The organism is Legionella stuttgartensis, from assembly GCF_977063405.2.
Genome location: NZ_CDRUHA020000111.1, coordinates 15,618 through 29,890 on the forward strand (window position 1 = coordinate 15,618; position 14,273 = coordinate 29,890).

Here is a 14,273-nt window from a genome sequence, read left to right on the forward strand (position 1 = left end):
GCTTCCAATAACCATGATAATAATTAATAATGGAACGAATTATTAGGAAAATAATAGGTAGCTATATGAAATTCGGCAAAATAGATCCTGTTGCTTTAGGGGCATCTCTTGGCGCTCTCTCTGGAATATCTACATTCTTCATGGGGTTAATGATTGTAATTTTTAATAAAGGGAAACCCTTTACTGGTGTGATGGGAACAATATACATGACCTATGATCTCTCCTTACTCCAATGTGTTCTTGGTGCAGTCGGAGTATTCATTAGTACCTTCATTAGTAGCTTTCTCATCGCCTGGCTTTACAACACTTTGAGTAAACGAGTTTGAAGCAGATGTACAGTCCAATGTACGAGACAATAATGCGAACTAACTTCATTACAGAAGCTTAAAATTTTTTTTGAATTCCAGTACATAGATATTAAAGTTCAATGAATAGTTGGGAGTAGCTTAAAATTATGATAATTACTTCATACATCATTAATCCTATTGCATTACCCCAACCTCTAATTCATAATTTATTACCTTGCTTTTCTTATGGGTAACTATGTCTGCATCATTGATTGATGGAAAGGTTGTCGCTTCTCTTCGTCGAGAGGAATTAAAACACCATGTACATGATTATGTACAAATAAATCATCGCGCACCAGGTCTTGCTGTCGTTCTGATTGGCAATGATCCAGCCTCTACTGTCTATGTAACCAATAAGCGTAAAGCGTGTGTCGAAGTAGGTATTACCTCTCATTCTTATGACTTATCTGAAAAAACAACTCAGGAAGAACTAATCAAGCTGATTGATGATTTAAATTGCTCTGATCAAATTGATGGGATTCTTATCCAATTGCCATTGCCAAAACATATAAATGAACGTGTCATTATTGAGCACATCAAACCAGAAAAAGATGTTGATGGCTTTCATCCTTATAACTTGGGACGACTAGCACAGCGTAATCCATTATTACGCCCATGTACGCCTCTTGGCATAATGAATTTATTAAAACATTATCAAATTGAAGTCAAAAGGAAACATGCTCTAGTTATTGGTGCATCAAATATTGTGGGTCGCCCTATGAGTTTAGAATTACTCCTTGCTGGAGCAACAGTAACTATTGCCCATAAATTCACCCAACAATTAGAAAAATTTGTGCGAACCGCTGATATTGTGATTATAGCCACAGGAAAAATGGATATTATTGATTGTGAATGGCTAAGTAAGGAACAGATCATTATCGATGTAGGTATTCATCGATTAGCGGATGGTAGCATTAGAGGTGATATAGATTTTACAAAGGCGGTAAACAAAGTCTCATGGATAACTCCCGTACCCGGCGGCGTAGGACCAATGACTATTGTCACATTACTCGAAAATACACTAAAAGCGGCCACTTTAGCGAATCAAATAGACGGGTAATTGATCAATAAAAACCCCCCGCCTTTTATTCCAAAGCGTTTAATAACTGGCATCTTTTAGAGACGCTCAGCTACTTATCTAAAATATCCCAGTCAAAGTCTCCGCTCAACTCGTCGAAATCATCTTTAAATTCCTCTTTTAAACGTTTACGCTCTAGCTTCTCTTCGAGCATACGTCTAATGTTTTTTCGATGAGCTGTAGATTCGATATCATCATCGTAATTATAATCAGAGAATGATTGGTCATCATAGTCTTCGTGAAGATCCATAGCTTTCCCCTTTTATACTCTCTTAAAAAGAGTATAGTAGACAAATTATAAAAATGTTTTAGGAACACTATGCTCAGTTATCAACACGGATATCATGCAGGTAATTTTGCAGATGTCATTAAACATATTGCTTTAACCCATCTTTTGAATTACCTAACACGTAAAGATAAGCCTCTTTTTTATCTTGAGACCCATTCAGGGAAAGGCTTATATGACTTAAAGAATAAACAAGCTGAAAAAACTCAGGAATACAAACAAGGCATTCAACGAATTTGGCCTGATCAACGCACCCTACCCTCTGTTTTTCAAGACTATTTTCAGGCGATCAATCAACTCAATTCCACTCCTTCATTAAAATATTATCCTGGTTCACCGTTTCTCGCGATTAATACCTTACGTATGCAGGACAGAATGTACTTTTGTGAGCTTCATCCCAGGGAGTTTGAAGCTCTAACCCAGCTTCAGCGTATGAATAAGAAAGTGCATTTTAGCAATACTGACGGTATCGCAGCGATGAAAGCACTACTTCCACCGCCAGAAAAAAGAGGATTAATTTTTATTGATCCTTCATTTGAAATAAAAGACGAATATAAAGAAATTCCTCTTTCAATCAAACACGCTTATTCTCGTTTTTCTACAGGTGTATTTTGTCTTTGGTATCCGTTGGTCGATAAAAAATTGACTGATAGACTTAACAGAGGTATGAAAGAAATCAATGCCAAAAATGCTTTACGTATTGAATTTAATCTGACAGCAAAGCCAATGGAAGGTATGTCGGGTTGTGGTCTATGGATAATTAATCCACCCTTTACTTTAGCAGAAGAAATGAACACTGCCTTAAATATACTTAAAACTTATTTTAATCCGGATAGTTCCTCTTACATCATTGAGACTTATTCATGACGATTTATCCTATTCCTGCTTTTTCAGATAATTACATTTGGGCCATTATTGATACAACTGCAGGAACTTTTGATTGTGTCGATCCTGGTGATGCAGAAGCAGTAATCGAATTTGCACAGACACAACAACTGCGCTTGGGTTCTATTTTGTTAACTCATCATCATCAAGATCATATTGGAGGAGTAAGTCAATTACTCAAAACCTATCACTCATGCACTGTTTATGGTCCAAGTGATCCGCGCATCCCTTATGTAAATAATACGATACGAGAACATCAGTCCCTTCGAGTTGGGCGATGTGTTTTCAAAATTTTATTCAATCCAGGACATACCTCAAGTCATATTAGTTATTATGAACCTAGTAAAGGATTATTATTTTGTGGTGATACCCTTTTTTCTGCGGGTTGTGGCCGTGTTCTTGACGGGACAATGGAACAATTACATCAATCATTGCATCTTTTCAAAACATTACCCCCCACCACAAAAATATTTTGCGCCCATGAGTACACAGAACAAAATCTACGCTTTGCACAAACAGTGGAGCCTAATAATCCGGTTATTCAACAATACTTAAAAAAGATACAAAGCTCCTCCCAATTTTGCACGCTTCCGTCAACTCTGGAACTCGAATTATTAATTAATCCCTTTTTACGTACCAATCAGCCCGAAGTACAAAAATATGCATTAACACATGGGGCAACATCAAATAACTCATTAGAAGTATTCAGCGTTTTAAGAGAAGAAAAAAACATATTTAAATAAGACCAGGTTTTTATGGAGATACAAACCGAGCTGGCACAACTAATTGAGGCATTTTCACTTTTTCAGCGGGAGATGTGGAGGGTAATTTGTTCTCACTGACTCCCCTCTTCATATCGATACTGGAGGTCTTTTTCCCCATAAAAAACCCAAGTTTTGAATTTGAAAGAGTGGGAATTATACTTTCATTCGAAGCTCCTCTTGCCTTTTGTCTTATCTTCTCATGAACCAATAATTTAGATTGCATATCTTCATTCAAAACAAATGAGGGTATCTCATCCAATAATGCCGTTTTTTCTGAGAGATTTGATTGTTCATTGCTTTGTGCGGAGAATTGGTTAAGAAAGACGGGGGCAACCATCCATGCAGCAAGAGCAAAACAGACTAAAGCCACAGGGATAGACAAATATATAAAGCTATAGCTGATAAAAGCCACTGTTGCCATTAAGACAACAAGCTGCTTTAAGCTAAAATGCTCCGATGAGTCTTTAACCTCCTGCTCGAGTTTGGGTGCTACTGCATTTACCACAGGCTTCAGTTTCGCTAACTCGCTTTTAAACTTACTCAGAGTTAAAAGATACGTTTTACGAAGATTTAACATGTTTTGTTTATTTTCTTCTGCAATACGCTCATGATTCGTTTGATAATCCAATAACTCTTGAATCGCTTGTCGACTTTTCTTAGGTAGATCATCAGGTATTGTTTCGAGCCATTGCCCCAATTCCTCAAAAATAGTCTCCTCGGGAAGTTGCTCCATTAATGCAAAAAAATTTGGATGAGCGGTTATCTTGATTAAATTGATAAATTCAGGAAATGAAAAAGAACTTATTTGACCTATAAAATTAGAGTCTAACAAACTTAATTGCAACAAACTTTCATAATAAGGACTATTTTTTAATACATTTAAAACTCTCTTTGAGTGGCAAGCATGTTGCAAAAAAGCCATGACCGTGTCAACTTGTAATAACTCATTAGGTTTGCATTCTCTGTACTGTTCCAACAGCTCTAGAACATCGGGAATAACTTGTAGCCATGGGATGTATTGTGGTTTTTCTATAAGCTCTAAGTATTTTGATAAGGCTAATAGAAGCGCTTTATTTTTTACTAATGGACCAAACTTATCTAGTAAAAGTCCTATGGTAATTTTTTCATTATCTAATGTCGTAATTGCATGAATGGCCTCCGATAAATCATTACCAATGTCGTCAATACCAATAAGTATTTGTGCTACTAGAGACTCTGAATTTGCAAAACTACGTTTGAGCGTTTGTTTTATCCATCCGAAAATCGTGGGGATGATAAAACGATTTATAATAAAAGACATTGGTCCTCCAATAAATATGGAGCCGACACTAAGGACATGACTTATTCCTGTGAACCATGTGGTTATACTTGAAATATCGAGGGTAGGAAGACGTATCTCATCCCATTTTTTTTCAAGTATCTTAGCCTTCGTTGTATCAATATAATTTTCTATATAACTTCTGATCGACTTGACAGGAACTAATTTTCCAATTACCGGGATGGTTTGCGCAAATTCCAACATTTCATCCAAACTTGTTTTAATTAGTTTAACGTATGCATTTATCTGCTCTGATCCAAGCATTCCCTTTTCATCTACAGCATTCCCCAGTGCCTGTTTAAAGCTGCATTTCTTTTTAAAATAAGGATCAAAAAGCTCAACTAATTCATCTAAGTTATCAAAATTTTGTTTTGTTATCTTATGACCATCCAGTTTCCATTTACGGTGAAAAATGTCTGAAAAAATCCGTAATTGCTTAACTGTGGTTTGCAAATGAGGCGTTAATTTTTTTACAGTTTCAAGTGGAATAGAGGGTTGTACGAATTGCACATCATTAAATTGATTTTCTGGAAGCCAATTATCCACCACGTGTTGATAATCACTGATTCGTGTTGACAAAAATTCATCTATTACTTCATCATCGAATAAGGGGTGTTGCTCTAATAATTTTCCATAATGCTTCTCTGCATTTCGATTTAAGGAACTTAAAGAACGCAATAACTGCTGTGGATCCGCAATCGAATTATCCTCTCCATATTGGGATGCTAATATTTTATCAGCAGTTTCCCGCAGTTTTAGAATCTGGTTTACCATAAAGTTACGAGCTTCTTCTAACAAACGAGTTTTTGCACGTTCTTGTTGTTGTTTTAGGCTAATATTGAGTTGATGTTTTCTAAAAGCAGCTGCCAAAGTTTCTGGGGAGTCAGAAGGATTACCTAGATTTTGTGCATCAATGATTGAGATAAATTGTCCAGGCTTCCCATTTCGAGCTGACCTTCCTTGAATTTGGCGCAACTCACTGGGAGTTAAATCGGTACATAAATTAATGGTCAATAAACCATCTTCATGCTCCGGATCAATATCTGCACCTCGAGCAAGACTTTGATTCGCCGCAGTTAAAACATCATCTTTTCCAGCAGTATAAATTATATTTTCTTCTGATTTCCCTGCCTCTTCGAAACCATGATAACTCTGAATTTTCCAGTCTGTTCGCGACGTAATAAAATTCTTAAATAACTCTGTATATTGTGGTGAGCGGGTAATTAACAAAATAGGTTGAGTTGGATTTTGCAGTTTGTGTTGCTTAATCCACTCAAATGTTTTATGAAGATGCTCTTCTCTCCCGAACACTGTTATTAATCCCAGATCTTTGGATCGATCCGGATAAAATGTAGGATAACTGAACGCTAGTAAACCTTGCTGCGTATAAAACTCAGCCCGTTCTACGCAGGACCCAGCTGTTCCAGTCAAGCCAATAATAGGGCCATTATGTAATCGATAATAATCAAAGAAATTTTTTGCACTGTTAACAAGGATTGTTTCGGTGCTCGGTTCAATTTTGAATGGATGAACTGGTGGCGGTTGTTTATTATTTAGCCGTGTATGGAGTAATTGTTGGACATACTCTGAATAATTAACATTAGGAGCTGGTCTTTTAGTACTATCAATTATAGGGGCTGCATAAAAATATTCCTTACCCTTTTCACTTATTTTAACGATGTAATAGTCTTCTTTCTCTTCAAGCTCATGAGCAATCATGGCTGATTCAATTAACATCCCTAAAAACTCGTTGGGTATTTTTTGTATAAAATCAAGAAACTCTTTACTTGGTTTTTTAGCAATAAAATAATTCTTTAAATTAACGATATCGTCGTCTTTGCTGCAGGGATTATTTAGATAAATTTCCTTTTCTTTAACAAATTCAAGTAATAACTTATTCAGTTCGGGCCACAATTTTGTATCTTTGCCCATAAGATCTATTGTAGCTGCCAAGCGAAACTGCACGGTAGAAGTTAAAGTTGCATCAATTTCATCCCCCACCAAAGAGGGATTAGTTGGCATCACTTTTTTTTCCAACGCCATACGCATGCGAAATAAAGAAAGATTCGATGCCGTAGAATAATTTATGCCGTTGGGGATATATTCTGGATGAGTACTTTGTGCAGTGATAATGCTTTTCCCATAAGGGATTCCTAAATATTGATAGAATGGTGAAAATTTCTCCAAGGCGTTTTTAGCCAATTGATCATTTTCAGTAACAATATCAACCGTTCGCCCCATTCCACACAGTAAAACAGCATGCATTGCAGCAACAATACTCTTCCCTTCTCCGGTTTTAATTTCATGAATTATGTTGCCCGGATAATGAATGTGTTTTAGAAGTGTTAATATTTGCGTGTGTCGAGGAAATTTATTAGTAGTTCTATATAGAGCTTCAACACTTAACGCAATTAATAGTAATTGGTTACGTTGAACATTCACTCCTCTATATAATTGTTCTTGTAGTACTTTGAACAGGAGCTGAAACTCTCTTTCATTCAATTCATTAATAGTGACTTCTTTGTTAACTCCATCCACATAAATTTTTATGGGATTTTGAGCCATATAGGACATTACAAATTGATAATCCTGCAATAACTGCGCTTGTTCCTGAGGGCTCAATGGTAAATCGTCATCTGTTTCATGCGATTTCAGTTTAATTTGCGAAATTTGTTCCCTTATTACTTCGGGATTATAATCATATCTTTCGAGGTTCTCTTGATATTTTTTACGCAAAAATAATGCAGTAGCCTTTTCTAAAGATGTAGCTGCCAATAGTTTTATGACATCTTCAACATTCGCTATCTTTAATTTATAGATCGATGCTATTTTCTTCAAATCCTGGATTGGTTTGTTGTTAAGATTTTGCAATTGAGTTAACAGCGATTTGTTCTTTGTCTGACAAACTTGACCGAGCAGCAACAAGCAGCGTATGTCCTTTTCTTTTTTTTGCTCGAATAAAGAAATTATTTCAGGGAGTTCTTGAGTAAGACCCTGTTGGTAAAGCCCCTCCAGTAAATTTAATGCAAGTGTATTGGGTTTAACTATTTCTAAGAGTTGGATTATTCGTCTTAATTCAGTCGCATCTAAATCCGAATGGGACTTTAGGAAATGGCTGCCTCCTTCACTATCAATAAGGGGAATAAGTTTCTTAAAAAGTTGTTGCGCTTCGACCACTCCAAATGGCAACAAAATTTCCATTAGATTAAACAATAAATTAAGATCTCCTTTCACTCCAATTAATAAAAAAGTTTCCAGAAGCGTGCTAATTAAATCTTTTGTGTTGGCTAAGGCGTAGTAAAATTCAGGCTTTTTCGCCAAAATCAGTAAGAAATGAGCAGTTAACTTGTCTAATGATGGTTGATTTTCATGTTTTGATATTTCTGTAGCCACAAGCTGGATCAAAGAAATAAATGAATCCTGGTTTAGGGTTTTATCAAGAAAATGGTCAAAGACAAGATGCACAAAGGACTTTGAATTTACTTGAAAGATTGTATTATTAGAATACAAGCAGGCCTTTATTTTATCAAAATTCCCCAGAAAATTTCCCATATCCATTTTTGGATAAAGTTTTTCTAAATAATACCTAATAAGTTTTTTATATTCCGGAGAACTATTTAACTCATCACACCAAACATCTATAAGTGGCCATGGAGAAAGCCCAACTTCATTTATGGCGGGAAGTGCTTTTATCAAGTTTTCTTTTTGCGTTGATAGGAAATGTTCTATATTTTTTTTAGGAAATTTTCTTAAGAAGATTTCTGGTATTGGAGTTTTAGCGGTTTTGTACGCAAAAGTATGCTGATTTTGCCAAATACTCCATAAGCTCTGAATCCCCTTATGTTCATCGGTGGTTGTTTTGTTTAATTGTAAAAATAAACTGTTGATGCATAAAAAAATCTCATCAGATGATAGTGAATTAGACAAGCTATGGCTTTTTATAAAAGCCATAAATTGCTCCGTAAATCTCCTGTGGTCGAGATCCCGATGATATCCTTTCCCGGTATATTGAGTGACATAGAAAGCAAATAAGAGTTCTGAGATAAACTTCGTGTTTGGACTTACTGCTTGGTGTATCAGTGGTTCATACAAATTTCGATAATAATTAAGACTTTCCCTTAGGTTTTGTGCTCCCAAGTATCGAAAGACAGCTGTTTTAAGCAAACTATTGTCGGGTTGATGACTTTTAAGAATGTTTAAAAGTTCCATCTCAGAAATGGAATAAGCATTATTTTTAGGATTGATAGCTGATGCATGAATTTGCATTTCAGAAGAAATCACGTGAAACCCATTCCAAGTACAAGCATATGGAACATCCATAGGTAAAAATGAAATCCCTTTGATTTCTTCAATTTGTTCTTCTAATGCATGCTTGGATATGGCATGGTCAAGTAAGCGTTCTAGCCCTGTTGCGAATGTTTCAAATGAGGTAACTGGAGCAATACATAAACCATAATCATTAATTAAGTTTGATGTAAGTTGACTTAATAATTTTTGTGCTTCCTCCTCATTATTTTCGCTGTACGCCAAAAACTTTGCATACAATCGGTACCATAAAGCTTCAACCGTCCAGAGATTATGGGCAGTGATTTGGAAATTATTTTCTGCAGCAAATGACATTAAGTGCAAACAAAATCGGTCGAAATCAGGCCATTCATCCGGGGATTTGGAAATAGGAATTCGCGCAGCTAATCTTATAAAAGTTGATTTTAAGAATGCCTTAAGAACTTCTTTGACGGCTGAACTATTGACTGCATATTGAAAGTAAATCTTATAAAAATAGTCTAATAATGCCCGTTCTTTCAAAAAAGATAATAATTTTAAAAACGAATCAAGACCCTTTTTATGATTACAAATAAGAATTTGTAAAAGGATTTTTAAGTTGTCCTCATTGTGCACAGTAAAACGTGCCATAAATTGCTCTAAAAGCTCAACTTCCCCCAATCGATTCGGACAATAAAAACGTATTAAAACGAGAAATTGATGCTCCAGAACGCCAATTTCTTCCTTATTTAAAGATGGATGCGAATTAAAAAGCTTAAGCAGTGATTCAACACTCTGAATAAGTTCAATTTTTTGTCTACTGTCAACCGAGCCCAGTTCCTCTTCAGTAATAAGTATGCAAGGTTGAAGAGAAGGTACAAATAATTCCTCAGTGGGCGACTTTTGTTCTATAGATGGTATATTCCATAAGCGTGAAAGAAGTATTGAAGATACAGACTTGGGTATATCATTTGACGTGGTTGTATAATCATATAGGGTGCGCCCAAATAAGTAATGGTCCTTAATTATTCGATTTTCTTCAAACAGTCCATCGCGAATAAGCTCGATATTCGCTATAAGAGAATCAGCCACAATCGCTTCAATATTATCTATTGCATAATGAGGTAGTTTAATTTTTATAGCGGAGGACAAACCCTCTTCAGCCATCAATCCAATACCGAATATTTTAGCGGCTACTTGCATACGAAAGGCATTATCATTTGCAAGTTGTCCATAAAAATGCGCACGACTATGGTGCTTTAAATAAAACTCAGTGAGACACCCTGCTTGTTTCAATAACTGTTCTTCATTGACGACAGTCGGTAGTTTTTTTTTGGCAAAAGTCTCTAATCGTCTACAAAAACTTTCTAAATTAACTTTTAAATCCCATGATGAAGCAACTGTCGTTTGGGAAGACACAGCTGCAGCGTGCACGGATTGCTGATTAACCGCTTGTTGCTGAGTGTTTTGAATTTGCTGATTAACCGCTTGTTGCTGAGTGTTTTGAATTTGTTGATTAACTACCTGTGTCTGCGCAATAGATTCTTGCTGTGTTATAGATAATCGTGCAGTGGACTTTAGTTGTCCACGACTTAAAGTTTTGGACCTGCGTATATTTTCGCTTACTTCTTTTGCATATATATATGCAGTAGGTTTATTTTGGGGTGTTTTCTCATAAATTTTATTTAACAATCTGAGTTTTTTCTCAAAAAGATCAGGAGCTAATGCTAATTCTTGAATATTTCTGTATGTAGCCGATAAAAAATTTCTTGAAGACAAATAATACCCTGCCTCTTGCGGAAGGGGTTGAAAAAGACAGGACGTTTCCTGAGTTTCGGGTCTTAGTTCCAATAAATTCGCATTAATATTATCTTTAGTAATTAAAAAAATGTGAATCATTGAAGTAGACTTACTTTCTTTTATCAACCTTAAAATATCTTCATAAACCTTTTGTCGCTCGAACTCATTTTCATATTGGCTTCCCCTAAAAACGAAAGTCAGTTCCGGAATCTCGTAGAAGACACTGTTTCGAAAAAAATTAATTAATTCAGAAACATTAATTGGATAAGCAAGAGCGATAACCTTAGAGATGGAGGCTGTTTTTAAAAACTCATAGGAAATGGATACTTTGTAGCTAATAAAAGATGCGAAGACAGAATCAAAAAAACGATAATTTTTCAACGGAGTAGTGTAATCTATATAAGGTTTATCCCAATCAGTGGAATAAGGGTTATTTGAATAATGATTAGCAATCGTTTGATTAAGAGGATCTCGTGCTGATATAGAGGGTTTATATTGATAAAATATCCCTTTTCCTATTTGATAAGATAAACGATCTGTCATTTTCTTGTATTCAGTGGTAGTTCTTACACATACATCAATACCCGGTCGAAAATGAGAAGGGGGTTCTTCATGTTCAGGCACTAGAAATACTTCGCGAAAATTTATACCAATTGTAAAACCATTTTCCAAATACTGATCCAATTTCCTAAGCAGGATATTGGTTAAAAACGATTTATCATACCAATCGCCAAGCTCATCCAGTTCAGCTATAGTGTCCAACGAAAGGTATGCTTTACGACTCCGCCAAAACGGTAGACTTTGAATTGTGTGTTCTGAATTCCCACTCTGGAGTTGCATAGCGGCAATTTTTTCAGCATAGGGATTTTTAAACCATCCCATTAAGAATTGTTTTAGTATAGGGATAGTTAAATTGTGAATAACCCCTGACTCAGAAGAAGTCCATAAGTACTTTGGTTTATTCTGGACAGAAAAAAAAGAGGTAGGGTGTTTTTTTACATAAAGAAAAGCTACATCTGAATTTTTCATGAAACCACTTTATTAATTATGCTATGAAAACCACACCTACCATTAATAAATGAGCTATCCAAATCCCGCGAGATAGAGTGCCCTCACCTTAATCAATGTGCAAGTATATTGTTCTTTATCGTGTTTCACAATGAAAAATATATTTTTAAATAATCGAAATTCAATTTTAAGCACTAAAGAAAAAGGTATGTTTATCATTTACAGTTCAAAACTGTTAGTCATAAAGAATTAATTTTATTCTTTATGGCTTAGATGAATTCAACAAGGGTTTAATACTATGGCTAATTTTAGTAAACTCAATAGCTAATAATATTCATAGGTATTGACCATTGAAATTTAAGTTTTTCAAAATAAAAGTTTTTTTATTCTGGCTACTCATTTTTTTGGGCATTACTAACAACACAATAACCTTTGCAGCGGTTGATTCCTGGGAAGTATTACGCGCTCAACTCACCTTAGATCATCAAACATCGCGGCCTGAAGTACAGGAGCAAATCCGCTGGTTTATAGCACATCCAGGCTTTCTTACTAAAGTATGTCGTCAATCTGAACCCTATCTTTATCATATTATTTATGAAGTAAATAAGCGAAATCTCCCTGGAGAGTTAGCTCTGTTACCCATGATTGAAAGTGCTTATGATCCTTTTGCTTATTCCGTAGCGGGTGCGGCGGGATTATGGCAACTGATGCCACAAACGGGAGCAGGCTTGGGATTAAAACAAGATTGGTGGTTTGATGCACGGCGCAGTATCAGTTCCTCTACCGATGCCGCGCTCAATTATCTTCTATATCTTAATAGATTCTTTAATGGCAATTGGGTTCTGGCCATAGCTGCATATGATGCAGGCGAAGGGACTATAGACCGAGCGATCAAAGCAACGGGTGGACGTGCTCAAAGTTTCTGGGATTTAACCGTCCCAAGAGAAACTCAAATATACGTGCCTCGTCTGCTCGCCTTAGCAGAAATCATTAAAAGTCCCACACAATATAAAGTAACATTACCTGAAATTCCTTATCTTCCTTATTTTGTCGAAGTAAATATTGGGAGTCCAATTGATTTAAACCACGCTGCGAAAATGGCGGGAATCAGTTATAAAGAATTAATCAAATTAAATCCGGGTTTTAATCGTTGGACAACCGCTCCCGATAAGCCCATCAAATTGTTAATCCCTGCTGAAAAAGTACATCAATTTAATTTAAATCTTGCGAACCTTCCTGCAGAAAAACGTGTGAGCTGGGAAAAGCACATCGTACAACCTGGCGACAACTTGGATAACATTGCTGTTAGATACCACACAACGGTGAATTTAATAAAACAGTTAAATCAGCTGAGGACAAATCATGTTGAGCCCAATCAGTTCCTTTTAATTCCGAGTACCAGAAATACCCCGGTAGTAGTTAAACGAGAGCCAGCTATAAATGTCCTCCCATTAGAACATCAAATAACTGTCCCACAAAATCATCGTGTTATTCATATTGTCCAAGAGAATGAGACCTATCAGACGCTGATAAAAACGTATGGTGTTAGTGTTAAAGAAATTCAAATGTGGAATAAATTAGCAACAACTCAAGCTCTACAAAAAGGGCAACAACTCATTATTTTGAAAAAAGTAACTCCACCAATACACTACATTGTAAAAAAGGGGGACAGCCTCAGTTCTATAGCGCAACAACATAAAACCAAAATAGAACGTATTCTTTCATTAAACCCCGGCCTCAATCGAAACGATCCTTTATTAAGTGGACAAAAAATATTAGTCGGTTAATTGATAGGCGTTAAATGAGTTAATGAAGCATAGCCCCGATTTACTCTGTTCTTGGACTGAACTAACCGTTTTTATGAATACATAATTCCCGATTGCTAACAATTATTTTGCATTTGTAGTATAAAGCAAGGAGGTGAGCACAAAAACTTGTGTTATAATGAAAGTAACTTATTTTATTGCATTAAAGTATATGAAATTACTATTTGATTTTTTTCCTATAGTTTTATTTTTTATAGTATACAAGTTTTTTGGTATCTATACTGCGACAGCTATTGCGATGATTGCCTCTTTAAGTCAAGTCGCTTTTTACAGATTAAAATTCCAGCATTATGAAAAAATGCATCTAATCAGTCTTGCAATAATCATGGTTCTTGGAGGAGCTACCCTCTTCTTCCATAATCCCTGGTTTATTAAATGGAAGCCAACCGGTATTTATTGGCTCTCAGCTTTAGTCTTTTTTAGTTCAGGTTACATTGGCAGCAAACCATTGATCCAAAAAATGATGGAAGCAAATGTAACGCTACCAGGAAGGATCTGGTATAGACTGAACACAGCATGGGTATTGTTTTTTATTTTAATGGGTGCAGTAAATATTTACGTTGCCTATAATTTTAATACCGATGCCTGGGTTAACTTTAAGTTATTTGGTGGGGTTGGTTTTACTCTGCTTTTTGTATTAATTCAAGCTTTTTATCTAACAAAACACATGGACGAGACTGGCCTTGAAAAACAATAGG

The 14,273-nt window shown here is 35.8% G+C and carries 8 protein-coding genes; 6 read left to right on the forward strand and 2 right to left on the reverse strand.

The genetic code is table 11. The annotated features are described in order from the left end of the window. Positions 1 to 65: 65 nt before the first annotated feature. Positions 66 to 326, forward strand: coding sequence for a hypothetical protein (locus ACWTEW_RS37595; RefSeq protein WP_454783088.1), 261 nt, complete (start codon positions 66 to 68; stop codon positions 324 to 326). Between the two features lie 217 nt (positions 327 to 543). Then, positions 544 to 1,407: a bifunctional methylenetetrahydrofolate dehydrogenase/methenyltetrahydrofolate cyclohydrolase FolD gene (gene folD / locus ACWTEW_RS37600; RefSeq protein WP_454783089.1), complete on the forward strand. Its 864-nt coding sequence runs from the start codon at positions 544 to 546 to the stop codon at positions 1,405 to 1,407. 70 nt (positions 1,408 to 1,477) lie between these two features. Here the strand turns inward: folD and ACWTEW_RS37605 are convergent, their stop codons facing one another. Continuing rightward, on the reverse strand, positions 1,478 to 1,675 hold the full coding sequence (locus tag ACWTEW_RS37605; RefSeq protein WP_454783090.1) for a PA3496 family putative envelope integrity protein: 198 nt from the start codon (positions 1,673 to 1,675) through the stop codon (positions 1,478 to 1,480). Between the two features lie 69 nt (positions 1,676 to 1,744). Between ACWTEW_RS37605 and ACWTEW_RS37610 the strand changes: the two genes are divergently transcribed. Then, positions 1,745 to 2,578 (forward strand): 23S rRNA (adenine(2030)-N(6))-methyltransferase RlmJ, encoded by an 834-nt coding sequence (locus ACWTEW_RS37610; RefSeq protein WP_454783091.1) that lies wholly within the window; start codon positions 1,745 to 1,747, stop codon positions 2,576 to 2,578. Beyond that, positions 2,575 to 3,339: a hydroxyacylglutathione hydrolase gene (gloB, locus tag ACWTEW_RS37615; RefSeq protein WP_454783092.1), complete on the forward strand. Its 765-nt coding sequence runs from the start codon at positions 2,575 to 2,577 to the stop codon at positions 3,337 to 3,339. Before ACWTEW_RS37610 ends, gloB begins: the two co-directional genes overlap by 4 nt. Positions 3,340 to 3,349: 10 nt before the next feature. Here the strand turns inward: gloB and ACWTEW_RS37620 are convergent, their stop codons facing one another. Next, positions 3,350 to 11,770, reverse strand: coding sequence for a preprotein translocase subunit SecA (locus ACWTEW_RS37620; protein ID WP_454783093.1), 8,421 nt, complete (start codon positions 11,768 to 11,770; stop codon positions 3,350 to 3,352). Between the two features lie 329 nt (positions 11,771 to 12,099). Here ACWTEW_RS37620 and ACWTEW_RS37625 point away from each other — a divergent pair, with 329 nt between their 5' ends. Continuing rightward, positions 12,100 to 13,536, forward strand: coding sequence for a lytic transglycosylase (locus tag ACWTEW_RS37625; protein WP_454783094.1), 1,437 nt, complete (start codon positions 12,100 to 12,102; stop codon positions 13,534 to 13,536). Between the two features lie 190 nt (positions 13,537 to 13,726). Continuing rightward, the gene (locus ACWTEW_RS37630) at positions 13,727 to 14,272 is read left to right on the forward strand and encodes a septation protein A (RefSeq protein WP_454783280.1); all 546 of its coding nucleotides are present in this window, start codon (positions 13,727 to 13,729) and stop codon (positions 14,270 to 14,272) included. The last annotated feature ends 1 nt before the right edge of the window (position 14,273 follow it).

What these genes read in the sequence shown, in the direction of transcription:
- ACWTEW_RS37610 (WP_454783091.1), top strand. Translation starts at nt 1,745, where the DNA reads ATGCTCAGTTATCAACACGGATATCATGCAGGTAATTTTGCAGATGTC.
- ACWTEW_RS37620 (WP_454783093.1), bottom strand. Translation starts at nt 11,770, where the DNA reads ATGAAAAATTCAGATGTAGCTTTTCTTTATGTAAAAAAACACCCTACC.
- ACWTEW_RS37630 (WP_454783280.1), top strand. Translation starts at nt 13,727, where the DNA reads ATGAAATTACTATTTGATTTTTTTCCTATAGTTTTATTTTTTATAGTA.
- gloB (WP_454783092.1), top strand. Translation starts at nt 2,575, where the DNA reads ATGACGATTTATCCTATTCCTGCTTTTTCAGATAATTACATTTGGGCC.
- ACWTEW_RS37605 (WP_454783090.1), bottom strand. Translation starts at nt 1,675, where the DNA reads ATGGATCTTCACGAAGACTATGATGACCAATCATTCTCTGATTATAAT.
- ACWTEW_RS37595 (WP_454783088.1), top strand. Translation starts at nt 66, where the DNA reads ATGAAATTCGGCAAAATAGATCCTGTTGCTTTAGGGGCATCTCTTGGC.
- folD (WP_454783089.1), top strand. Translation starts at nt 544, where the DNA reads ATGTCTGCATCATTGATTGATGGAAAGGTTGTCGCTTCTCTTCGTCGA.